We start from the raw sequence: 22,896 nt of genomic DNA on the forward strand, positions 1-22,896 counted from the left end.
AATTATGACACAAAAAACAGTCCTTATTACAGGCGCATCCAGTGGTTTTGGGCTTTTAACAGCATGCACCTTTGCTAGAGCAGGATTTCATGTTATCGCAACTGTTCGAAATCCTGAAAAAGCACAACGCTTAAAAGAAGCCGCTCATCAAGCACAATGCTTCAATCAAATAGACATTCTCTATCTAGATTTAAATTCAAAAGATAGCTGGGAAGATTTTGAGAGGACTTTAGAAAAAATACCAAGAATTGATATCTTAGTCAATAATGCAGGGTATGCAGCAGCAGGGTTCGCTGAAGAGGTACCTATTCAACAAGTCCAGCAACAATTTGAAGTGAACTTTTTTAAGCTGATTCAATTAACCCAAAAAGTTTTACCTAAAATGCATCAGCAAGGTCAAGGTAGGATTATTAATATTGGGAGTATTAGTAGTTATATTGGCTTTCCAGGACTTTCTCCTTATGTCAGTGTGAAGCATGCGCTCTCAGGCTGGAGTGAAAGTTTAAGATTAGAGTTAGCCCCTTTTAATATTGCTGTTTCATTGATTTCACCTGGTTCTTATCAAACCAATATTTGGGAGATGCAGCAGGCGCCAATTCATGAAAATGAAGCCTCGCTTTACCATCAGCTTTTGCTGAATATGACCAAACAAATGAAGAATGGTCGAAAAAATTATGGCAATCCTCAAGAGGTAGCAGATAAAGTCGTGACTGTTGCCTTACACAGAAAGCCTAAACTACATTATCCAATGGGCAAAAATGTCAGACTGATGTTGTTAGCTAAAAGCTTATTTCCTTGGTCTGTCTGGGAAAAAATTGTTTTAAAAACCATTCATTCAGCAGGAAAGGAGTGATGTCTTATGTCAGCCTATACTTTTCCTGTTGAAGTGGGCATTCTCTTATTTCCATTTTTAGCGGCTATTTTAATGATTCCCTTTGTTTTAATCCAATATCGGAAATATGGTTCATTTCCTTTTTTGAAAATATTGATTGTTTATAGTTTTGTCTTTTATTTATTATGTGCTTACTTTATGGTGATTTTACCGCTTCCGGAAATTTCAGAAGTAGCAAAAATGACCACGCCTTATGCTGAAACGACACCGTTTCATTTTGTGACAGTATTTTTGAATCAAAGTGGTTTTCAATACAACAACCTCAGTACGTATCTTCCAGCATTATTGAGCCATTCTTTTACTGAACCCTTTTTTAATATGTTATTATTACTCCCTTTAGGTGTCTATCTTCGTTATTATTTTAAGCGTTCATTTGGTCAAACTGTACTGATCTGTTTTGCTGTTTCTTTATTTTTCGAGCTTAGTCAGTTAACTGGTTTATTCTTTATTTATCCAAGACCTTACCGTTTATTCGATGTAAATGATTTAATGACGAATACTGTGGGAGGCATGCTAGGTTACTATATGGCACCACTTATTCAGTTTATTCTTCCATCAAGAGCAGCATTGGATCAGCGTTCTTATGAAAAGGGGAGTCGAGTGAGCTTTTTCAGAAGATTTATCGCTTATTTGCTTGATTGGAGCTTGATTAGTTTCTTGGCGATATTGGTTCAATTACTAGGAAAACAACAGCTCATTGTGACAATCTCAGAAGTAAAAAATCAACGAACATTGCTGTTATATGGCTGTTTAATTATAATCTATTTTGTTTTGATACCATTTTTAACAAAGGGACGAACACTAGGTAAAGCCATTGTTAAAATCAGGTTAGTGAACCGAGAACATCAGAATTGTTCTTTATGGGGCTTGATTGTGAGATATGGGTTATTATATGGTGTCGTTGGGTTGACCTCAACAGGGCAGTGTTTATTATTAGAAACGGCTGACTTTACAGTTGTAGAAAGTTGGGAGATGTTTGGCTTACTTGCCTGTACTGTCATTCTTTTAATTTTTGTGTTAAATGCCTTATATGCTATTTTAACCAAAAGGCTATTCCTTTATGAGCGAATCAGTCATACGGAACATATTAGTACAATCTCTGTGAAAGAGAAAATAGAGCCATAAAGAAGTGGTCTTATTTTGTGAAGGCAACACAAAATAAGACCACTTCTTTATATTTTAAAAAGTAACGCGATATTTCTTAGTTTTCCTTGCACAAAGTAGTGAAGGAAGTGTATGATAGGAGAGATGAACTGCTATGAAATAAAGAAAGTAGGTACAAAAATGGCAACAGAACCAGCAATTAAATATAGATTAATTAAAACTGAAAAACATACAGGCGCTAGATTAGGTGAAATCATTACACCGCATGGGACCTTTCCAACACCCATGTTTATGCCAGTAGGCACACTTGCCTCAGTAAAAAGTATTGCACCAGAAGAATTAAAAGAAATGGGTGCAGGCATTATTTTAAGCAATACGTATCATTTATGGTTACGTCCAGGAGAAGATTTAGTCGAAGAAGCAGGCGGCTTGCATAAATTTATGAACTGGGATCAAGGGATTTTAACCGATTCAGGTGGTTTCCAAGTATTTTCTTTAAGTGACATGCGTAATATTACTGAGGAAGGGGTTCATTTTAAAAACCATTTAAATGGTTCCCCTATGTTTTTATCTCCTGAAAAGGCGATTCAAATCCAAAATAAATTAGGCCCGGATATTATGATGAGCTTTGATGAATGTCCACCATTTGATGAAAGCTTTGATTATGTAAAAAAATCAATTGAGCGCACATCCAGATGGGCTGAAAGAGGGCTGAAAACTCATGCCAATCCGGATAGACAAGGCTTGTTTGGAATTATTCAAGGAGCGGGCTATAAAGAATTACGCAAGCAAAGTGCAAAAGATTTAGTAAGCATGGATTTCCCAGGCTATTCTATTGGTGGCCTTTCAGTTGGGGAGCCAAAGCATTTAATGAATGAAGTATTAGAATATACAACACCACTGATTCCAAGTCATAAACCACGTTATCTAATGGGGGTTGGTTCTCCAGATTCATTAATTGATGGTGTGATTCGTGGGGTAGATATGTTTGATTGTGTCTTGCCAACCAGAATTGCTAGAAATGGTACCTGTATGACAAGTAAAGGCAGAGTCGTTATTAAAAATGCACAGTATGCAAGAGATTTTGGTCCAATTGATGATAAATGTGATTGCTATACTTGCCGCAACTATTCAAGAGCCTATGTGCGTCACTTAATTAAAGCAGATGAAACCTTTGGCTTGCGCTTAACAAGCTACCATAATTTATATTTCTTACTAAATCTAATGAAGAATGTTCGTCAAGCAATTATGGATGATAACTTACTTGAATTTAGAGAAGCTTTTTTTGAAGAATATGGCTTTAATAAACCAAATGCAAGAAACTTTTAAAAAAAAACGTATTTCAAAGGAAAACACTGGCTCATTTGCTGAAAGTTTGTTACAGTATATGGTGTAGATTTTTGTATAATTGAAATGGAGTGAATTAAATGCCAGCAAATATGATTTTATTAATTGCTATGGTCGGTGCCATGGTTTTCATGATGTTCCGTTCGCAAAAGAAACAACAGCAACAACAACAACAACTAATGAGCGCTTTAAAAGTCGGTTCATCAGTGATTACAATTGGTGGTCTGCATGGTGTTGTAGAAGAAATTAACACTGAAGACAATACAATCGTTCTTGATTGTGAAGGGGTTTACCTAACTTTTGAACGTTGGGCTGTTAAACAAGTGAAGCCAGTTGCAGCAGCAGCGCCTGTTCAAGAAGTACCAGCAACAACTGAAGCACCAGCTGAAGAAGTGACAGCTGAAACAGAAGTTGAAGAGACAACAACTGAAAAAGAATAATCAAAAAGAAAACCAAGTGTGTACTTGAAAAATAAGCACTTGGTTTTTCTCTTGTAAGAATGTTCACTTTTTTCTATTTTCTTATTGTAAATAGCTTGAAAAGTGTTAGAGGGAGCTTAGCTTAGAAGATGTCTGTGAACTGTAAATATGAGAATTTAGAGCCTTGGCTTTTGTTAAAAGCAGATGAATTTAAACTAATGGGATACAATGAAATCTCTTTAAATGAAATATGGCTTTATTTAACTAGTTTTAAATGGAAGAATCGTCAGGATCTCTCTTTTCATCAGCAAGTCAGTGATTTATCTTCTTTAAAACCAACTGAATACTTATCTTTTGCTTTAATGCAGAGGCAAAAAGAAGCTGAAAAAGAAGTAGACTTATTAGATATTGACGATTTATTATAAGAAATAGTAGGATTTATTGATAGATAAAGAGGAAATAGCTTTCCTCTTTTTTTATTTTACAAAGGAATTGACAGCGTTTACAAATAAATGTTAAGCTTTTATTGGTTATGATTTTGAAAACCCAAAACCACAGGAACAAACAACAAAGACAGAGGAGGATTCAAAATGGAAAACAGAAAAATTAGGTGGATTTTAATTGTAGGGGTGCTACTATTTTTAGTTGGGTGTAGCAGTGGTCAAAAAGAAACCAGCAAAGATGAAAGTGATCAAACTTCAACTGTTGCAAAAAATGAGAAAAAGCAAGAGCCTGTCACAATTTATCTAACACGACATGGCAAAACTCTTTTTAATACGATGGAGCGAACACAAGGCTGGTCAGATACACCTTTAACCAAAGAAGGAATTGAAGTAGCTGAAAAATTAGGTCAAGGCTTAAAAGAAAATGATGTGACATTCGTTGCAGCTTATGCCAGTGATTTAACAAGAGCTAAAGAAACAGCTGGTTATATTTTAGAGAGCAGTGGACAATCAGAGATTTATTTAAACGAAAGTAAAAATTTAAGAGAAGCCTGTTATGGAAAATTTGAAGGTGGCATCAATGATGAGATGCTACAAGCTTTCTCTGAGCATTTAGGCTATGCTTCATATGACGATTTTGCAAAAGCAGCAGGCAATAAGTCATGGGAGCTATCTGCAGATGCAGTTAAAGAACTAGATATTTATGAGATGGCAGAAGATGCGCAGACAATTAAAACACGTATGCAAGAACAGTTAAAGAAAATTGCAATAGATGTAGAAGCAAAAGGGGGCGGCAATGTCTTAGTTGTGAGTCATGGGATGTCGATTAATATCATGCTTTCAGATATGACACCAGCGTATACAGGCAAGCCACTTAAAAATGCAAGCATTACCAAAATTGTTTATGAAGATGGGGAATTTACAGTTGAAAGTATTGGTGACACTAGCTTGATAGACTAAATTTAGGAAGAGGATGAAAGGAAACTTTTGTCCTCTTTTTACTGTATTTTATTTATTTGTGAAAAAAATCACAAAAAAGTATTTACAAAATAAAAAAGATGGGTTATGATTAGTTTGTGAAATAGTTAACAAACATTTCAAGAAGATTTCTAGGAGGAATTTACGAATGGCTAAAGCAAAAGTAGAAGAGACAAACAATGTTCAAAAAATGATTGATGAGTTAGCAGCAAAAGGACAAAAAGCCTTGAAAGCAATGGAAGATTTTACACAAGAGCAAGTAGATCACATTGTGCATCAAATGGCACTAGCTGGCTTAGAACATCATATGCCCCTAGCAAAAATGGCAGTTGAAGAAACTGGCCGTGGTATCTATGAAGATAAATGTATTAAAAATATGTATGCAACTGAGTATATTTGGAATTCTATTAAACATAATAAAACAGTAGGTGTTATTAACGAAGATAAACAAAAAGGCTTGATTGAAGTCGCAGAACCTGTGGGCGTTGTTTGTGGGGTAACACCTGTCACAAACCCAACTTCAACAACATTATTTAAAGCCATTATTTCAATGAAAACACGTAACCCAATTATTTTTGCTTTCCATCCATCAGCTCAAAAATGTTCATCCGAAGCTGCCCGTATTGTACGTGATGCAGCGATTGCAGCTGGTGCTCCTGAGGATTGTGTTCAATGGGTTGAAACACCATCAATTGAAGCAACAAGCTTACTAATGAACCATTCAGATGTAGCGATTGTTTTAGCAACAGGTGGCGGTGCAATGGTTAAATCAGCTTACTCAACTGGTAAACCTGCATTAGGCGTAGGACCTGGTAATGTTCCTAGTTATATTGAAAAATCAGCTAAAGTAAAACGTGCTGTGAATGATGTGATTCTTTCTAAATCATTTGATAATGGGATGATTTGTGCTTCTGAGCAAGCTGTGATTGTCGATCAAGAAATCTATGCTGAAGTCAAAGCTGAATTTGAAAAACATCAAGTTTATATTGTGAAAAAAGCAGAATTGAAAAAATTAGAAGATGCAGTAATGAACGAAGGCAAATATGCTGTTAATCCTAAAATTGTTGGAAACTCAGCAGAAGATATTGCAAAATCAGCAGGGATTAAAGTACCAGCTGGAACTAAAATTCTGATTGCTGAATTAGATGGCGCAGGAGAAAAATATCCATTGTCACGTGAAAAATTATCTCCAGTCTTAGCAATGATTAAATCAACTAGTAAAGAACATGCTTTTGAATTATGTGAAACAATGCTTGAATTAGGTGGTTTAGGTCACTCAGCAGCGATTCATACATTAGATGATAGCATTGCTCGTGAGTTTGGTGTGAAAATGAAAGCCTGTCGTATCTTGGTTAATTCTCCAACAGCCCAAGGTGGAATTGGTGATTTATACAATGAAATGATTCCTTCATTAACGCTAGGCTGTGGTTCATATGGTAAAAACTCTGTCTCTAAAAACGTTTCAGCAATCAATCTATTAAACGTTAAGACAATCGCGAATAGGAGAAATAATATGCAATGGTTCAGACTTCCTTCAAAAATTTACTTTGAAAAATCATCCGTTCAATATTTACAAAAAATGGAAAATGTAGAACGTGTCTTCCTAGTATGTGACCCAGGAATGGTTCAATTTGGTTATGCTGAATTAGTGATGAATGAATTGCGTCAACGTAAAAATAACGTTGTGATTGAAGTGTTCTCAAATGTAGAACCTAACCCATCTTCAAATACTGTGATGGCAGGAACAAATGCCATGCTGGACTTTAAACCAGATACAATTATTGCACTTGGTGGTGGTTCAGCAATGGATGCTGCTAAAGGCATGTGGTTATTCTATGAAAAACCAGAAACAGAATTCTTTGGTGCTAAACAAAAATTCTTAGATATCAGAAAACGTACGTATAAAATTCCAGCGTTAACACAAACTAAATTTGTTTGTATTCCAACAACATCTGGTACTGGTTCAGAAGTCACACCATTTGCGGTTATTACAGATAGTGAAACACATGTGAAATACCCATTAGCAGATTATGCATTAACACCTGATGTGGCAATTATTGATCCGCAATTTGTCATGAGTGTGCCTAAATCAGTTACAGCAGATACAGGAATGGACGTCTTAACACATGCGATTGAATCTTATGTATCTGTCATGGCAAGTGATTATACTCGTGGCTTGAGCTTACAAGCGATTAAATTAGTCTTTGAAAACTTACGTGATTCTTATAATGTAGCCAATGAAGAAGCAAGAGAAAAAATGCATAACGCATCAACAATGGCAGGGATGGCTTTTGCCAATGCTTTCCTAGGAATTAACCACTCTATCGCTCATAAAATTGGTGGAGAGTACAATATTCCTCATGGTCGTACAAACGCAATTTTAATGCCACATGTTATCCGTTACAATGCAAAAGATCCTTCAAAACATGCATTGTTCCCTAAATATGAATTCTTCCGTGCAGATGAAGATTATGCAGATATTGCAAGATTTATGGGCTTCAAAGGCAATACAACAGCCGAATTAGTGGAAGCACTTGTTCAAGAAATCATTCAATTAGGAAAAGATATCAATATTGATATGAGCTTGAAAGCACAAGGTGTTTCTAAGAAAACCTTAGATAGTACTGTGGATAAAATGGCTGAGTTAGCATTTGAAGATCAATGTACAACTGCAAACCCTAAAGAGCCTTTAATCAGTGAATTGAAACAAATTATTATTGAAGCTTATCAAGGTGAATAAAAAGGAAAGGGCCTCGTTGAGGCTTTTTTTCTTTATTGATAAAGAGAGCTAAAGAATGTTAGAATAACAGAGCAATGTACATTCATTAGGAGGAGAGCAAATGGCAAAAGAGTTGATAGAAACTAAATTACTAGGTACATTAACCTATGATACAGAAGAAGGATTAGCAATGGATAAAAGAGATGCAACATTCCAATTAGGAGGACAAGACATTACGATTGATTTGGATATGCATGAGGGCATTACTTTATTAGAAGATTATCAAAGTATTGCAATGTTAGTAGAGCAGTTTCCAAAGCTTTATGCTGAAGCAAAGACTTATCTTTTAGCGCAAATGGCTGAAGAAAATGGAACCATTGAGTATTATTTTGAATTCCATTTGGAAGAACTAACAGAAGAAACACTCGCACATTTAAAAGTAGATTCAGTGGATCAAGTTACGAATCAATTACTGATTGAAAATTTAATTCTTTCTGGAGCCTGGTTTTCTTTAGACAAAAATAATGGACTAGAATTAACCTTTGATTTTAAATTAGTACCAGAATTTAGTGATGAGCTACTAGTTGTTCGATTTGATAGGACAGGGAAAATCCTTTATGTTAGTCATGAAAGCTAAGTTGAGTTTGACAAATAAAAAAAGCCGTGATATGCTGATAAACGATTTTACATAATAAAGAAAGGGGTGAGCAAAATGAAACAAACAAGCAAATTATCCATCACTAAAAATTCAAAGATTGATGAAAAAGTAATTGAATGGGCAATAAAGGCTAAACAAGCCATTGGTTTGTTTGTGTCATTTTTGCGTCATCCATTATTTATAGGCAGTGTCCGTTAAGATATAGCCAGCCGTCAATCATTTATGATTGACGGTATTTTTGTCATGCCTCTTAGGATTTTAATCCTTAGAGACATGATACAAATCGAATTTTATTCGACTTTGAACCTTTTAACCTTCTACTACTACAACAAGAAAAAGAGGAATTGAAATGTTAACCATAAAAGGAAAATATAATGAAGCACAAGTCTATACAGATATGTTAGACGATAGCACGATCGGACAAATTATGTCCTTATGTAACCAAGAATTTGCTAAAGATAGCCAAATTCGAATTATGCCAGATACCCATAGCGGGGCAGGCTGTGTGATTGGCACAACGATGACCATCCAAGATAAAGTCGTCCCCAATTTAGTCGGTGTTGATATTGGCTGTGGCCTATATGTTGTGAAATTAAAAGGGAGTAAACTAAAGACTAATTTTGATAAATTAGATCGTATCATTCGCACGAGAATCCCAAGCGGGCATGGTACCCATGATAAAACGCAGGATTTCTTTGAATTAGGGAAGATTCATGCTCCGATTCACAAAGGTTGGGCTTTAAGAAGTATTGGTACACTTGGTGGTGGCAATCATTTTATTGAAGTGAACCAAGGGAAAGATGGGCTTTACTTAGTGATTCATAGTGGGAGCCGTAGTTTGGGGAAAGAAATAGCAGAATACCATCAGGAAGTAGCTTATCAAACATTAAGTCAGCAAAGAAAAACATTGAAACTTGAAGCGGCTTCAGCGATGAAACGTAAAAAAGTGGAGAAAGCTCAGGCGCTTACGAATGAAAGAGAAGCCATTAAATTGCCTTATGAATTATCTTTTCTCACAGGACAAGCACTAACGGATTATTTAGAGGATATGAAGTTGGCTCAGGCCTATGCAGCTTATAATCGGAAAGTGATGGCGCAGACCATCTTAAAAGCAATGAAATGGGATAAGGCAGTGGTTTCAGCTTTTGATTGTCCACATAATTATATTGATTTAGAAACAAACATGCTAAGAAAAGGAGCGACTTCAGCTAAACTAGGTGAACCAATGATAGTGCCTTTAAACATGCGAGATGGTAGCATCTTAGCAGTAGGAAAAGGCAATGCAGATTGGAATCAATCAGGGCCACATGGTGCAGGAAGGCTGTTAAGTCGTTCAAAAGCTAAAGCACAAATCAGTCTTGAAAGTTATCAGCATGCAATGAAAAATGTTTGGACAACCTCTGTGTCAAAGAAAACCATTGATGAAGCACCAGCTGCCTACAAACCAGCGAAACAGCTTCAGCAAGATATTGTGGATACAATGGAGATTCAAGAAATTATCAAGCCGCTTTATAACTTTAAGGGCTAAACAATGGTCGTCTGCTAAATTTGGTAGACGATTTTTTTATCGTATGTTTAATTGAGCTTAGCAAAAAATTAAAGGCTGTTATTTAAGAAAGGACATGCTACAATAAATGGATAAAGAGCAAGAAAGGAACGTTGTCATGATTACAGTATTTTCAGATATAGATGGCACATTTCATTCACCAGGAAGTGAGATTGCGCCAATTAATTTAGAGGCAATAGCAGCTTTACAAAAGCAAGGCGATCATTTTGTTTTTGTCAGTGGTAGAGGCTGTCATCAAATCGTTGATTTATTAACAAAAGCAGGTCAGGATTGCGATATGATTTTTAGTAATGGTGCAGGCTATAAGCTTGTTGGAGAAGCACCAGTCTATGAAAATTGTTTATCTATTGCAGACTGTGTCAAGGTTTTAGAGATAGTAGAAAAAGAAGATATTTTTTATCATATTCATACAAGTGAAGGGATTTTCTTAAAACCAATGCATCATTATCAAACACATCTTCAAAAGCTAAGAAAAAAATTTGAGACTCTTGGTGAGCAGGGAACGGTTGTGATGGACTTTAAAGAAAATTATTTTACCAATGAGTGCGGACATCATGAAGATTTAATTGGCTTTTTTAAGGAAAATCCGGAGATTCATATTTTAAAAGTAGAATTAATGGATGCTGATGACCAAATACGTGAGCAGCTTATTGGAAAACTTGCGAGTACTGGGCTCTATACCTTCTCTTCCTTTTTCACAGCTTTAGAGGTGGTTCATCCTCATAGTAACAAAGGAGCCGCGATTCAAAATTATTTAGCAAAAATGCCTTCTGAAAAGACTTACGGCATTGGGGATGCTGAAAATGATTTTGCCATGCTAGAAGTGGTAGATGTCCCTGTTGCTGTAGAAAATGCAACGGCTGCGATTAAAGAAAAGTGCCAAATGGTTATTGGGCCTTGTGATAGTGGCGGGGTTGGACAATTTATTTTTGACCAATTGATTTTAGATAAATAGTCGGAAAAAAACATCAGATGTTTTGATGTTTTTTTTTATTTTAAAAGAAAATCCTTGATTCAATTGGTTTATTTATGTTAAGGTTTAATAAAGCAAGTACTTACTTGCTTTGTGCAGAGTGATGATTTTATGTCAGAAAGGTCTTGGAAAAATGAACGAAGAAAAAGCATTATCTACAATGCAAAAAAACATTATTAAAGCGACATTGCAATTGGTTTCTCATGCAGGCTGCAAGAGTACAACAACGAAACAAATTGCTACACATGCAGGAATTAATGAGTCAACAATCTTTAAAAATTTTAAAAGTAAAAACGAGCTTTTTAAAGTGGCCTTTGAGCAACAATTAATTGAAATGAAGCAGGAGGTAGATGAGTTTTTTGGACAATACTTTGCGTCACCAAGAGTTTTTCTAACAGAAACAGGTACTTTTTTATTGCATATGTTTGAATCACATAAAGAGGCAGTGATTACCTCAATCAAAGAAATTGGGAATGAACAAGCCAAATTAGTGATTCCAGATAGTCAAGAATATGTGTTAGAAATATTTGTCAAAAAAATAAATGAATTGAAGCAGGATAAACTGATTGAAGATGTGGATGCAGACACCATTGCTTTCCTATTTACAAATGCAATCTTGGGTTTGTTAATGAGAGAAGCTAAAAATGAATATGAAGAACAGCCTAAAGTATCTGCGGTCACCATTGATAGTGTGATTCATTCATTTATTATTTTACTAGATCATTCATCACCATAAATTTATTTAAAAGGGGAGAGTCGATGACAAAAGCATACACAAAAGATTTGCCTAGATTAATACAGGAACTAGAGGGAAACCGCGAAATAGGATTAACCGAAGAGCAGGTTCTAAAAAAACGTGAATCCTATGGCATGAATGAATTTGAATCGATTAAGAAGGATTCATTTTTAAAGAAATTTTTCATGCAAATGGGCGATTTAACCACTATTATTTTAATCGTTGCAGCAGCCATTTCGCTATACATGGCGATTACCATTCATGAAGGGGATTATGTTGAGGCAATTTTAATTATTTCAATCGTTATTTTAAATGCTTTACTTGGTGTCATCCAGGAAAATAATGCTGAGAAATCTTTAGAAGCACTTCAAAATATGAACAAACAAATGAGTAGTGTGATGCGTTATGGGGAAATTATTTCGATTCCTGCAGAGGAGCTAGTGCCAGGCGATTTACTGGTTTTAGAAGCAGGAAACATGATTTCAGCAGATGCACGGCTAATTGATGTTGTGAGCTTAAGAGTCGAAGAATCACCGTTAACAGGGGAAAGTATTCCCATTGAAAAAGAAGCAAATGCAGTGGTTGCAGCGGATGCCCCGATTGGAGACCGCTTGAATATGGTTTATTCAGGCTGTATGGTCGCAAATGGTCGAGGGTTAGCAATTGTTACAGCCACTGGAATGAACACAGAAATGGGACGGATTGCGGCTTTATTAAATAATGAAAAAACCAGCATGACCCCACTTCAAGAACGATTAAACCGTTTAGGGAAAAATATTAGCTTATTGGCTTTAGCAGCCGCAGCTGTAGTCTTCTTTATCGGATATGCACAAAATGAACCAGTGCTAGAAATGTTTATGACCGCCGTTTCTCTTGCTGTAGCAGCCGTTCCAGAAACCTTAATGGTGATTGTTACCTTAACCTTATCCTTTAATGTTCAAAAAATGGTGAAAAAGCATGCGATTATTAGACGCTTGCCAGCTGTAGAAACATTAGGAAGTGCCTCTGTTATTTGTTCAGATAAAACAGGGACATTGACTCAAAATAAAATGACTGTACAACGGGTTTGGACACGTGGTAATAATATTATTGATACTGAAAATGCGATGTCAGATGAAGCTTTAAGCATCATTAAAATGGGTGTTTTATGTAGCAATGCCTTTATTGATCGCTCAGAAGCTATTGAAAATGGCATAGGTGATCCAACCGAGTTAGCGATTGTTCAATTATATGAAGATTATGATTATTATAAAACTGATTTATTAGAAAGCTATCCACGAGTTGCTGAGTTGCCCTTTGATTCAGATAGAAAGCTAATGACCACTGTTCATGAATTAGGTGAAGGCGGCTATATTTCAATTACAAAGGGTGCTTTTGATAGGATTGAATCCTTATGTAGTGATGGCGACATTCAGCAAGCCACTCATATCAACTATAACTTTGGTAAAAAAGCGTTACGCGTCATTGCTGTAGCCTTTAAACGTTATGATACATTACCAACTGAATTAACAAGTGAAACACTAGAGAATGACCTACAATTATTAGGTTTAATTGGTATGATTGACCCACCAAGACCTGAGAGTAAAGGTGCGATTGCCAAAGCAGCTAAAGCGGGGATTAAGACCGTTATGATTACTGGTGATCATATTTTAACAGCTAGTGCTATTGCTCGAGAATTAGGTATTTTAACTTGTGAGAAAGAAGCCATGACTGGTGCTGATTTAGCTAAGATGACAGATGAAGAATTGATTCGTGATGTGTATAAATATAGTGTATATGCACGTGTCAGTCCAGAAGATAAAATCAGAATTGTTAAAGCATGGCAGGCAAATGGTGAAGTCGTTGCCATGACAGGAGATGGTGTCAATGATGCACCAGCCTTAAAAGCATCAGATGTTGGTTGTGCCATGGGAATTACAGGTACCGATGTTGCACAAAGTGCCGCAGATATGATTTTAACAGATGATAACTTTGCGACGATTGTAGATGCAGTAGCACATGGTCGAACCGTTTATGCAAATATTCGAAAAGCCGTTCATTTTCTATTGAGCTGTAATATTTCTGAAATTTTTATTGTCTTAATCTCCATGTTATTAGGATGGGGTGCACCAGTTATTGCGATTCAATTACTATTTATTAATGTGATTGCAGATGGCTTACCAGGTTTTGCCTTAAGCCGAGAAAAACCAGATGCAGATATTATGGAGCAGCCACCGATTCCAAAAGAGCAAAGTATTTTTGCTGGTGGCCTTGGCAAAGACATTGCGTTTCATAGTGTTATTTTTACCGTTTTAACCTTACTTGGGTATTATATGGGCTCATTTGTGACCATTTCGTCAATCCAACCAAGTCATGAAGTAGGGCAAACAATGGCTTTCCTGATTTTGGGGTTGTCTTCTATTATTCATGTCTTAAACTGTCGTAGTAAATATTCGATTTTTAAAATTAAGTTTAACTCAAATCGAAGATTACTAGAAATGGCGATTATTTCGATTGGGATTATTATTGCAGTAGCATTGATTCCACTATTTCAAGAGATGTTCCAATTAGTGGATATCGGAGATTATCATTGGCGCTTAGTCGTGTTATTCTCTATTTTACCATTAGTCATTGTTGAATTAGTGAAGTTGCACCAAAATAGAGATGATGATTAATTTTTATAGTTTCATTAAGAGATGAGGTTGGATATAGTTACCTTTAAAAAAGATATCTTGATAATTTTCAGTTAAACTGAATGTTACCAAGGTATCTTTTTTAGTGTTTATAAATATTGAAGTTTTACACATATACGTAAGTATATCTATTTATTATTTTATAAGAGGGATAGCATGCTGTTCGTCTTGTAAAATATAATGTCTTTGTAAGGTGTACATCATTATCAAAATAATTAAGAACTTGATAAACTAAAGTGGGTATATCTTTATCAGGAGGTGGACACGATGGAGATTGATACAGAGTGCTTAGTAAAATCGTATAAAGAATTTTACGAGTTATTGGGCGAAGAAAATCTAATGAAGATATACGATGCTTTTAAAGGGCAACAGATTACTTTTCCGATGAAAATGTATGATAAAAAATTAGTTGCCGAAAAAGTAAAAAAAGAATTCAAAGAACATAATGTTTCAGATTTAACAAGGCGATATGGTTATTCACAGAGATGGTTAAAGGAAACTTGTAGGGTAAATGAAACAAAAAAATCCATACAAAAATAAGTTTTTACAGAAAATTATTCTAACATGCCTTCGTTTTTTCGGAGGCACTATTTTTAAAGAAAAATTTAAAAAAATGAATAGGAGAGAAGATGAAATCAATTACAGAAAAAATGGAGTATCTTCAAGAAAAAATTTTGGAACCTAAATTTTCAGAAAATCAAGGTTTAGGAAATGAAGTTGGATTTTATATATTTGACTATGCACCAGAAGAAGAATTAAAAGTAAGAGAGCAGATATTCTTTATAAAAGATTATGTAGAAAAACAAAGTGATTTATTAAAGGTACAAATATTTGATTTATATGATATAATGATTCAATTTTTTGAACTAAGAGGGTATTTAGAAAAAAACTTTGAAATAGAAAAAAGATGGGGAACAGAAGTCTTATTTCAACGAATGAGAAAAGCGTTAAAAATTGCAACAGCACAAGATGTATTTGTACAATATATTAGAGAAAATTTGGATGAAGAGGCTATTATTTTTATTGTTGGGATTGGAAAAGTTTTTCCGATTTTACGATCACACATTTTATTGAATAATTTACAAATAGTTGTTGAAAAAAGTCCTTTAATTTTATTTTATCCTGGAACATATGATAATAACTATTTACGCCTTTTTAATGAATTTCAAGATGACCATTATTATCGTGCTTTTCGCATGATAGAAAGCTGAGGAGAAATATGAAAATTGAAAACTTATTTACACGTCCTATTAACCGTGAAGTAAAAGGTGTGATAAAAATTGGACAAAGTGATGACGAAAGTGTTTTTCAAGAACTGGACGAATATGTAGTTACACAAGAATTACAAGGACACTTCAGGCATTTTTTTGATGCATATCAGCACGCACTTCAGGTACCAACTGATCAAATGGGTGTCTGGATATCTGGGTTTTTTGGTTCAGGTAAGTCACATTTTTTGAAAATTATTTCTTATTTATTGGATACTAAAAGGATCGTTCAGAAAAGAAAGCCAGTTGATTTTTTTGAAGAAAAAATGATACATAAATCAACATTAGAAAAAATGAAAATGGCAAGTAAAGGGAATAATGATGTCATTTTATTCAATGTGGATTCTAAGTCAGAAGCGGATAGCAAACAAAATAAGTTAGCAATTGTTAAAGTATTTAATAAGGTTTTCAATGAACTGTTGGGGTACTCTCCTTCAATACCATGGTTAGCCCAATTAGAAGAAATTTTAAATAGCAAAGGGCAGTATGAAGAATTTAAGAAACTATTTGAAATAGAGAGTGGTCTAAGTTGGATTGATGGGCGAGATGAGATTTATTACAATGAAGATGCGATGATTTTAGCACTCAGTAAAGCAACTGAAATGAGCGTTGAAAGTGCCAGAAAATGGATAACAAATGGAGAAGAAAATTATGAAATCAGTGTCGAATCCTTTGCTATCAGATTAGCTAAATTTGTGAGTCAGCAAAATGAAGATTATCGGCTCATTTTTTTAGCAGATGAAATGGGGCAATATATTTCTGAAAATACACAATTGATGTTGAACTTACAAACACTTGTGGAAGATATTGGTAAACTGACAAATGGGAAAGTCTGGATTATTGTTACCAGTCAACAAGATATTGATACACTGAAACACGGTGTAAGTTCAATGAATGATTTTTCTAAGATACAAAGTAGATTTCATTTAAGACTAAGCTTAAGTAGTGCAAATGCTGACGAAGTTATCAAAAAAAGGTTATTGGATAAGACGGATGTTGCAAAGGAAACATTAAAAATAACCTATCAAGAAATTGAAGCAGGCTTAAAAAATAAATTATCATTTAGTGAGCATACTGTTGATATGAAAACATTTAAGGATGCTGAAGATTTTGCATCAGTCTATCCATTTGTTCCTTATCAGTTTCATTTGTTACAAAAAGTATTTACGGGTATTCGAGAACATGGTTCAGCTGGGAAGCATTTAGCAGATGGCGAACGGAATTTATTAGAAGCTATTCAACAAGCAGCAATATCTTATCAAGACAAAGAAATTGGTGTCTTGGTTCCTTTTCAAAACTTTTATGAGAGTATAGATCAGGCATTAGAACATTCTGTTCGCTCAACCATTATAAAAGCTCAACAAAGTGAGACATTAGAAGTATTTGATATCTCAGTTTTAAAATTACTTTTTTTAATTCGCTATGTGAAAGAAATGCCTGCTAATATAGATAATTTGACTACTTTAATGGTCCAACATGTGGATGATGATAAAGTCTCACTAATGAATGCAATTAATGATTCTCTTAAAAGACTAGAACAACATATATTGATACAAAGAAAAGGAGAAGAATACGTATTTTTAACAAATGAAGAGCAAGATGTGAATAGAGAAATTGATCAAATTCAAATATCAAATGCAAAAGTTATTACTCAGATTGGACAAACGATTTTTCAAGATATTTTGGATATCAAGCGATTTAATTATTGTCCATTTGAAAATAGAAAAGGTATTAATTATTCTTTTGATGTTGCTTCTTGGATAGATGGACATGCTTTAAGTAATGGTATTGCGAGTCTAGGTGTTCGATTGCTCACACCATATTTTGATGAAGCTGATTCTGTTGAAAGTATTGTTGCATTATCTGCTAAAGAGCAACAAGTTATTGTGGTTTTAGGAGAAAATAGCACTTATTATGAAGATATGTTGAAAAAAATTAAAATCCAAGAATATATTCGTAGTCACTCTACACAAAATGAATCGGAATTAATTAAGAATATTTTAAATAAAAAAGTGAGTGAATCTAATGAGTTGAGTAAAAGTATTAAAGTTCAACTTATTCATGCCTTAGAAGAAGCAGCTTGTTATGTGAATGGTGTAGAGTTAAAAATATCTACTAACTTACCAAACGCTAAAATTGCGAACGGATTAGACTTGCTTATAGAAAGTATCTATCCCAAATTATCTTATGTAGTGAAACAATTTCAGGTAGAGCAATTGAATGAACTCATTAAATATACTCAAGGAAATATATTTGGTGATCAATCAGAAGATGTAAATTTTCTTGCAACGAATGAATTGATTGAACATATTGACAATCATACAGAACATCATGCAATTGTCATATTAGGAGAACTACTACAAAAGTTCTCAAAAAAACCTATAGGTTGGAGAGAAACTGATATTTTAGCTAGTTTAATTTATCTATTAAAGGATGAAAAAGTGATATTTAAACTTGATAATCGAAAAATGAGTCTAAAAGATGCCCAATTTGTTCGGACAATTACTAAACGTCACTTTCAAGAAAAAATTATTTTAAGTAAAAGGAAAGTGATTGAGGAAAGTCATTTGAGAACAGCATTATTATTAGTAAAAGATACGGTTGGTTTACAAATTGACCATGATAAAGAAGATATCTTAGCACAAAAAATTCGTCAAATCTATAAACAACAACTAGATGAATTGGAGAAAATAAAATTAAATTATCAATACCGTTTCTATCCAGGAGAAAATGTTGTTGATAATGGGATTAAAGAAATAAAACGAATATATGCTAAAGAAGATACAAGAGAATTGTTTCAGTATCTTTTTGAAGCAGAAAACGATATCTTAGCTTTTTTTGAAGATTTCATTCCAATAAGAAATTTTTTTGAACACCATACGGCTATATATGATACAGCGATGAAACTAAAGGAGCGATACAGAAAGGATGTCAATTTATTAACCTCAAGTGCAGGAAAAGAAGCAGGTAAACGGCTTGAAAGTATTATGAAAAATAGTGAACCTTATTCTATGATTAAGGAATTGCCTTCATTAAATGAACAATTTAGAATGGCGCTGACAGATGAACTTGAGCAAGCTTCTGAACCAGTAATCAAGACGATTCAAAATAACAAAAATATTTTAATTGAAGATGTTCGCAACTCTGAAAAAGCAAAAGAAAAGTTAGAAAAATCTATTTCCCATGGTTTTTCACATCTTAAAAAAAGGGCAGAGGAAGCACAAACCTTAAGTGAATTAAATGCCTTGAAATTTGAAATTGAAGATTTAACAAAAAAATATTTAGATCAAATCCAAGGAATAAAAGAAGAAGAACAACAAATACGTGAAATGGTTCATGTATCGAAAAAAGAAATACTAGATAGTAGTGTAGTAGAAAAACATGTGAAACCATTAAAAAAAGAGCTTAGTCAACGAATCTTTCAAAGACAAGATATTATTCCTAGAGAAAATATTGAAATTAAAAATTACGCAGAATTGGATGACTATCTTAGTAAGATTAAAAGTAAAATTGAAACAGAATTAAAATTAGGAAAAATTGTTAAAATTTTATAAGCAAGTTACTGGAGAGAGGAAGAGCTATGTGGATAAAGGTGCCTTAAAAAGATTTGCAACAAGTGCACGAAAAAAGTTGATAGAAGGTGTAAAAATACGTGCTTTAAGATTTGGTATATCAGAAAAAGAGATTAAAAGTGGCAACCAATTTGATGGTTTACTGTTAATCAATGGAGAACCATTAGAAAAAAAACATGTAGATCAGTATCAAAAGCTTGTGGAACGTATCAAGTTATACCAGTTACATAAAGACTATAAAGAAGCTTATGAAATGGTAATTGAAGAAGTAGCTTATACTTGGTTTAATCGAATAATTGCAATTAGGTATATGGAAATACATGATTATTTACCAATTCGAATGCTATTACTATCTTCAAGTATTGCTGGAAAAAAAGAGCCAGATGCAGTAACTTTTCATAAAGAAATTGTGAATATTTTACATTTAGATCCATTTATATTATGGGATTTAGCTGAAAAGCAACAAACAGAAGAGTTATTCAAATATATTTTAATCCAGCAAAGTAGACAATTAGGACAAATTTTACCAAGTGCTTTTTCTGAAGTAGATGCGGTAGAAGAGTTTTTATTACCTGACGGATTATTAGCAAACCATGGGATGATACGTGAAATGATTGATTGTGGAAATGAGTCAGATTGGCAACAAGTTGAAATAATTGGATGGTTATATCAATATTATCATTCAGAAGTCAAAGAAAAAGTTGGCGGGTTGAAAAATAATCAAGTACCAAAACGTTTTTTGCCAACAGTTACACAGATCTTTACACCTAAATGGATTGTTCAATATATGTTACAAAACTCATTAGGAAAATTATATGATGAAATGTTTCCAAATAATCAACTTTCTAAAACATGGTCTTACTATCTAAAAAAGAATATAATCAATCAAATTGTACCGTCTAATGTCACATCATTAGAAGATATTAAATTAATAGATCCTGCTTGTGGTTCAGGTCATATTTTAATTGAGGCATTTAGTTTGTTTTATGATATGTATTTAGAACAGGGATATATGTCCAAAGAAATTCCCAATCTTATTATAAAAAATAATTTACATGGGTTAGAAATTGATAGGCGTTCCTATCAAATCAGTCATGTCGCATTATTATTAAAAATACTATCATATCAACCTAGATTGCTACAAACAAGAAAATCATTCGATTACCATATTGAAACATTTAAGGATACTGAACATCCAATTTCTGAGGAAGCTTTATTGCTGATTTATCCTGCTGAAGAAATAGAAGCTATTAGAGATTTAGAAAAGAAATTTGGAAATGCAGAACAATTTGGCTCATTAATTAACACAAACACAATTCAAGTTAAACCACTTATTCTTAAAATAAAAGAGTTTTTGGCAATAGAAACGGAAGAGCTATACATCCAAGCACTTCAATTTGAATTACAAGATAAATTACTGCCGCTATTAAAAATAGCAGAACAATTAGCGCAGTCCTATACAATTGTTGTGACGAATCCGCCATATCATAATAAATATAATGCAGATTTAAAGTTATTTATGAAGAAGAATTATCCTACTACAAAAGCAGATCTATATACAGCATTTATAGAAAGATGTTTTGATATGACTGTTGAGAATGGCTATACAGCAATGATGACGCCTTGGACCTGGATGTTTTTATCTTCATATGAATTACTAAGAAGAAAATTATTAAAAGAAGGAACAATTGCTAGTTTAGTTCAATTGGAACGTTCAGCCTTTGAAGATGCAACAGTTTCTATTTGTACATTTGTTTTACATAAGCAAAAAAAAGATATTCTAGGCGAATATGTTCAATTAGAACAATTTAAAGGAAGTGAATTACAACCCATTAAACTGAGGGAAGCAGCAAAAAACCTGAAGCTAAGTTATCGATTATCAAAAGCTTCGGATATGTTTGAGCAGATTCCTGGAATTCCAATTTGTTATTGGGTAAACAATCAATTTAAATCTTTATTTTCATCTAATCAATTTCAAAAAATTGAAGATAAATATGAAGTGAAATCAGGTATCATGACTGGGAATGATTCCACTTTTTTAAGGTTATGGTTTGAGGTTTCATATCCTGATATTTGTTTCAATGCTACAAATGAATATTTTGTTGAACAATCTCAAATGCAAAAATGGTTTCCAATTAGTAAAGGTGGAAATTATCGTTTATATTTTGGCAATAATGAATATGTGATTGATTTGTATAAAAACGGTATGCATATAAAGAATTCTGATGGTAATTATCGACTTAGAGATAGTCAATATTATTTTAAATCTGGAATTACTTGGTCTCGTATTTCTTCAGCCTATTTTGCTTTTAGGATACAAAATGAATATATGTTGTTTGGTGATGCTAGTCCCTTAATTGTTCAAGGCGATGTTGAGCTTTTAGCATTTTTAAATTCAAAAGTTGCTTGTTATATACTAAAAGCCTTAAATCCAACTATTAATATTTTTGTGAGTGATATTCAAAAATTACCAATAAGCATCGAGTCTTATCCTAAAATACAAGAGTTGGTTACTGATATTATCATTCTTGAACAAGGGGATTGGAATGATTTTGAAACATCTTGGGATTTTAAGCAGCATCCTTTTATCACCTATAAGAGTCATGAAAAAGAATTAGCAAAAATTTATCAAATTTGGATGCAACAAACAGAACAACGATTTGAGCAAGTAAAAAGAAAACAAGAGGAATTAAACAGAATTTTCATTGAATTATACGATTTAGAAGAAGAGTTAGAACCTGATATTTTAGACAGTGAAGTTACAATCAAAAAAGCAGATTTAGCGAAAGATGTACGTAGCTTTTTGTCCTATTTAGTTGGTGTTATTTTTGGAAGATATTCATTAGATCAAACCAATATTGTTTATGGAGGAGGAGAATTTCAGCATGGCAAGTATCAAACTGTTCAACCTGATGAAAATAATATTGTTCCAATTACAAAAGAACATTATTTTCAAGATGATTTAGTGAATAAAATAGAAAGTCTTGTTACCTACTTGTTTGGAGAAGAGCACCTTGAAGAAAATCTTCAATTTATTGCGAAAGGACTTCATGCAAAAAAAAGTGAATTATCGAGAGAGTGTATTCGACGTTATTTTACAAAGGAATTCTATCAAGATCATTTGAAAATATATCAAAAACGTCCAATTTATTGGCAATTTACGAGTGGAAAAAAAGGAACATTCAAAGGGTTAATGTATATCCATCGTTATGATAAACATACTCTTGCAAGAGTTCGAACAGATTATGTATTAGCTCTTACAAAGACATTGAATAGATTGATTTATCTTGCAGAGCTTACCATTTCAGAAAATAGTTCACAAAGAGTAGTTGGAAAAGCAATGAAAGAAAAAGAAAGCTATTTACAGCAATTAGAAGAGCTAAGAACTTATGATATGTTATTAGAGTATATGGCAGGTAAGGAAATAGAATTAAATTTAGACGATGGGATTAAAGCTAACTATCAAAAATTCCAACAAATTCATCTTGCAATTGGTTTTGGAAATAAAGAAGTAAATTTAAATGTTTTTGAAAAAATTATTTAAAAAG

General features: G+C 33.6%; 17 protein-coding genes. All 17 read left to right on the forward strand.

Annotation, left to right across the window (positions count from 1 at the left end; translation table 11 throughout):
* The first annotated feature begins 4 nt into the window (after window positions 1-4).
* The 17 genes from BMW29_RS05035 (at window position 5) to pglX (ending at window position 22,892) form a co-directional block, all read left to right on the forward strand.
* Window positions 5-853: an SDR family oxidoreductase gene (locus BMW29_RS05035; protein WP_092650983.1), complete on the forward strand. Its 849-nt coding sequence runs from the start codon at window positions 5-7 to the stop codon at window positions 851-853.
* 6 nt (window positions 854-859) lie between these two features.
* Window positions 860-2,017, forward strand: a complete 1,158-nt coding sequence (locus tag BMW29_RS05040) for a VanZ family protein (protein ID WP_092650985.1) — start codon at window positions 860-862, stop codon at window positions 2,015-2,017.
* Between the two features lie 159 nt (window positions 2,018-2,176).
* Window positions 2,177-3,325 carry a tRNA guanosine(34) transglycosylase Tgt gene (gene tgt / locus BMW29_RS05045; RefSeq protein ID WP_092650987.1) on the forward strand — a complete coding sequence of 383 codons (1,149 nt, stop codon included), beginning with the start codon at window positions 2,177-2,179 and terminating at the stop codon, window positions 3,323-3,325.
* A 98-nt stretch (window positions 3,326-3,423) separates the two neighbouring features.
* Window positions 3,424-3,783 (forward strand): preprotein translocase subunit YajC, encoded by a 360-nt coding sequence (gene yajC, locus BMW29_RS05050; protein ID WP_245706230.1) that lies wholly within the window; start codon window positions 3,424-3,426, stop codon window positions 3,781-3,783.
* Between the two features lie 128 nt (window positions 3,784-3,911).
* Window positions 3,912-4,187: a post-transcriptional regulator gene (locus tag BMW29_RS05055; RefSeq protein ID WP_092650989.1), complete on the forward strand. Its 276-nt coding sequence runs from the start codon at window positions 3,912-3,914 to the stop codon at window positions 4,185-4,187.
* Between the two features lie 165 nt (window positions 4,188-4,352).
* Entirely contained in the window at window positions 4,353-5,165 is an 813-nt protein-coding gene (locus tag BMW29_RS05060) for a histidine phosphatase family protein (RefSeq protein WP_092650991.1), read from the forward strand.
* A 166-nt stretch (window positions 5,166-5,331) separates the two neighbouring features.
* Complete coding sequence (adhE, locus tag BMW29_RS05065; RefSeq protein ID WP_092650993.1) at window positions 5,332-7,923, forward strand: bifunctional acetaldehyde-CoA/alcohol dehydrogenase; 2,592 nt, start codon at window positions 5,332-5,334, stop codon at window positions 7,921-7,923.
* Between the two features lie 100 nt (window positions 7,924-8,023).
* Window positions 8,024-8,539 (forward strand): DUF2004 domain-containing protein, encoded by a 516-nt coding sequence (locus tag BMW29_RS05070; protein WP_092650995.1) that lies wholly within the window; start codon window positions 8,024-8,026, stop codon window positions 8,537-8,539.
* Between the two features lie 75 nt (window positions 8,540-8,614).
* Window positions 8,615-8,758: a hypothetical protein gene (locus BMW29_RS13955; protein ID WP_177165678.1), complete on the forward strand. Its 144-nt coding sequence runs from the start codon at window positions 8,615-8,617 to the stop codon at window positions 8,756-8,758.
* Between the two features lie 151 nt (window positions 8,759-8,909).
* Window positions 8,910-10,088 (forward strand): RtcB family protein, encoded by a 1,179-nt coding sequence (locus BMW29_RS05075; RefSeq protein WP_092650997.1) that lies wholly within the window; start codon window positions 8,910-8,912, stop codon window positions 10,086-10,088.
* A 136-nt stretch (window positions 10,089-10,224) separates the two neighbouring features.
* Window positions 10,225-11,082: an HAD-IIB family hydrolase gene (locus tag BMW29_RS05080; protein ID WP_092651030.1), complete on the forward strand. Its 858-nt coding sequence runs from the start codon at window positions 10,225-10,227 to the stop codon at window positions 11,080-11,082.
* A 151-nt stretch (window positions 11,083-11,233) separates the two neighbouring features.
* Entirely contained in the window at window positions 11,234-11,836 is a 603-nt protein-coding gene (locus BMW29_RS05085; protein WP_177165679.1) for a TetR/AcrR family transcriptional regulator, read from the forward strand.
* A 23-nt stretch (window positions 11,837-11,859) separates the two neighbouring features.
* Window positions 11,860-14,490 carry a cation-translocating P-type ATPase gene (locus BMW29_RS05090; protein ID WP_092651001.1) on the forward strand — a complete coding sequence of 877 codons (2,631 nt, stop codon included), beginning with the start codon at window positions 11,860-11,862 and terminating at the stop codon, window positions 14,488-14,490.
* A 285-nt stretch (window positions 14,491-14,775) separates the two neighbouring features.
* Window positions 14,776-15,048 carry a Mor transcription activator family protein gene (locus tag BMW29_RS05095; RefSeq protein ID WP_092651003.1) on the forward strand — a complete coding sequence of 91 codons (273 nt, stop codon included), beginning with the start codon at window positions 14,776-14,778 and terminating at the stop codon, window positions 15,046-15,048.
* Window positions 15,049-15,137: 89 nt separating this feature from the next.
* Window positions 15,138-15,719: a DUF1788 domain-containing protein gene (locus BMW29_RS05100; RefSeq protein ID WP_092651005.1), complete on the forward strand. Its 582-nt coding sequence runs from the start codon at window positions 15,138-15,140 to the stop codon at window positions 15,717-15,719.
* An 8-nt stretch (window positions 15,720-15,727) separates the two neighbouring features.
* Window positions 15,728-19,330 (forward strand): BREX system P-loop protein BrxC, encoded by a 3,603-nt coding sequence (gene brxC, locus BMW29_RS05105; protein ID WP_092651006.1) that lies wholly within the window; start codon window positions 15,728-15,730, stop codon window positions 19,328-19,330.
* 28 nt (window positions 19,331-19,358) lie between these two features.
* Window positions 19,359-22,892 carry a BREX-1 system adenine-specific DNA-methyltransferase PglX gene (gene pglX, locus BMW29_RS05110; RefSeq protein ID WP_092651008.1) on the forward strand — a complete coding sequence of 1,178 codons (3,534 nt, stop codon included), beginning with the start codon at window positions 19,359-19,361 and terminating at the stop codon, window positions 22,890-22,892.
* Window positions 22,893-22,896 lie beyond the last annotated feature (4 nt).

Origin of the sequence: Isobaculum melis (genome assembly GCF_900111355.1) — a bacterium.
Classification (GTDB): domain Bacteria; phylum Bacillota; class Bacilli; order Lactobacillales; family Carnobacteriaceae; genus Isobaculum; species Isobaculum melis.

Coding starts and splice junctions, on each gene's coding strand:
- BMW29_RS05035 (WP_092650983.1), top strand. CDS start 5: ATGACACAAAAAACAGTCCTTATTACAGGCGCATCCAGTGGTTTTGGG.
- BMW29_RS05040 (WP_092650985.1), top strand. CDS start 860: ATGTCAGCCTATACTTTTCCTGTTGAAGTGGGCATTCTCTTATTTCCA.
- tgt (WP_092650987.1), top strand. CDS start 2,177: ATGGCAACAGAACCAGCAATTAAATATAGATTAATTAAAACTGAAAAA.
- yajC (WP_245706230.1), top strand. CDS start 3,424: ATGCCAGCAAATATGATTTTATTAATTGCTATGGTCGGTGCCATGGTT.
- BMW29_RS05055 (WP_092650989.1), top strand. CDS start 3,912: ATGTCTGTGAACTGTAAATATGAGAATTTAGAGCCTTGGCTTTTGTTA.
- BMW29_RS05060 (WP_092650991.1), top strand. CDS start 4,353: ATGGAAAACAGAAAAATTAGGTGGATTTTAATTGTAGGGGTGCTACTA.
- adhE (WP_092650993.1), top strand. CDS start 5,332: ATGGCTAAAGCAAAAGTAGAAGAGACAAACAATGTTCAAAAAATGATT.
- BMW29_RS05070 (WP_092650995.1), top strand. CDS start 8,024: ATGGCAAAAGAGTTGATAGAAACTAAATTACTAGGTACATTAACCTAT.
- BMW29_RS13955 (WP_177165678.1), top strand. CDS start 8,615: ATGAAACAAACAAGCAAATTATCCATCACTAAAAATTCAAAGATTGAT.
- BMW29_RS05075 (WP_092650997.1), top strand. CDS start 8,910: ATGTTAACCATAAAAGGAAAATATAATGAAGCACAAGTCTATACAGAT.
- BMW29_RS05080 (WP_092651030.1), top strand. CDS start 10,225: ATGATTACAGTATTTTCAGATATAGATGGCACATTTCATTCACCAGGA.
- BMW29_RS05085 (WP_177165679.1), top strand. CDS start 11,234: ATGAACGAAGAAAAAGCATTATCTACAATGCAAAAAAACATTATTAAA.
- BMW29_RS05090 (WP_092651001.1), top strand. CDS start 11,860: ATGACAAAAGCATACACAAAAGATTTGCCTAGATTAATACAGGAACTA.
- BMW29_RS05095 (WP_092651003.1), top strand. CDS start 14,776: ATGGAGATTGATACAGAGTGCTTAGTAAAATCGTATAAAGAATTTTAC.
- BMW29_RS05100 (WP_092651005.1), top strand. CDS start 15,138: ATGAAATCAATTACAGAAAAAATGGAGTATCTTCAAGAAAAAATTTTG.
- brxC (WP_092651006.1), top strand. CDS start 15,728: ATGAAAATTGAAAACTTATTTACACGTCCTATTAACCGTGAAGTAAAA.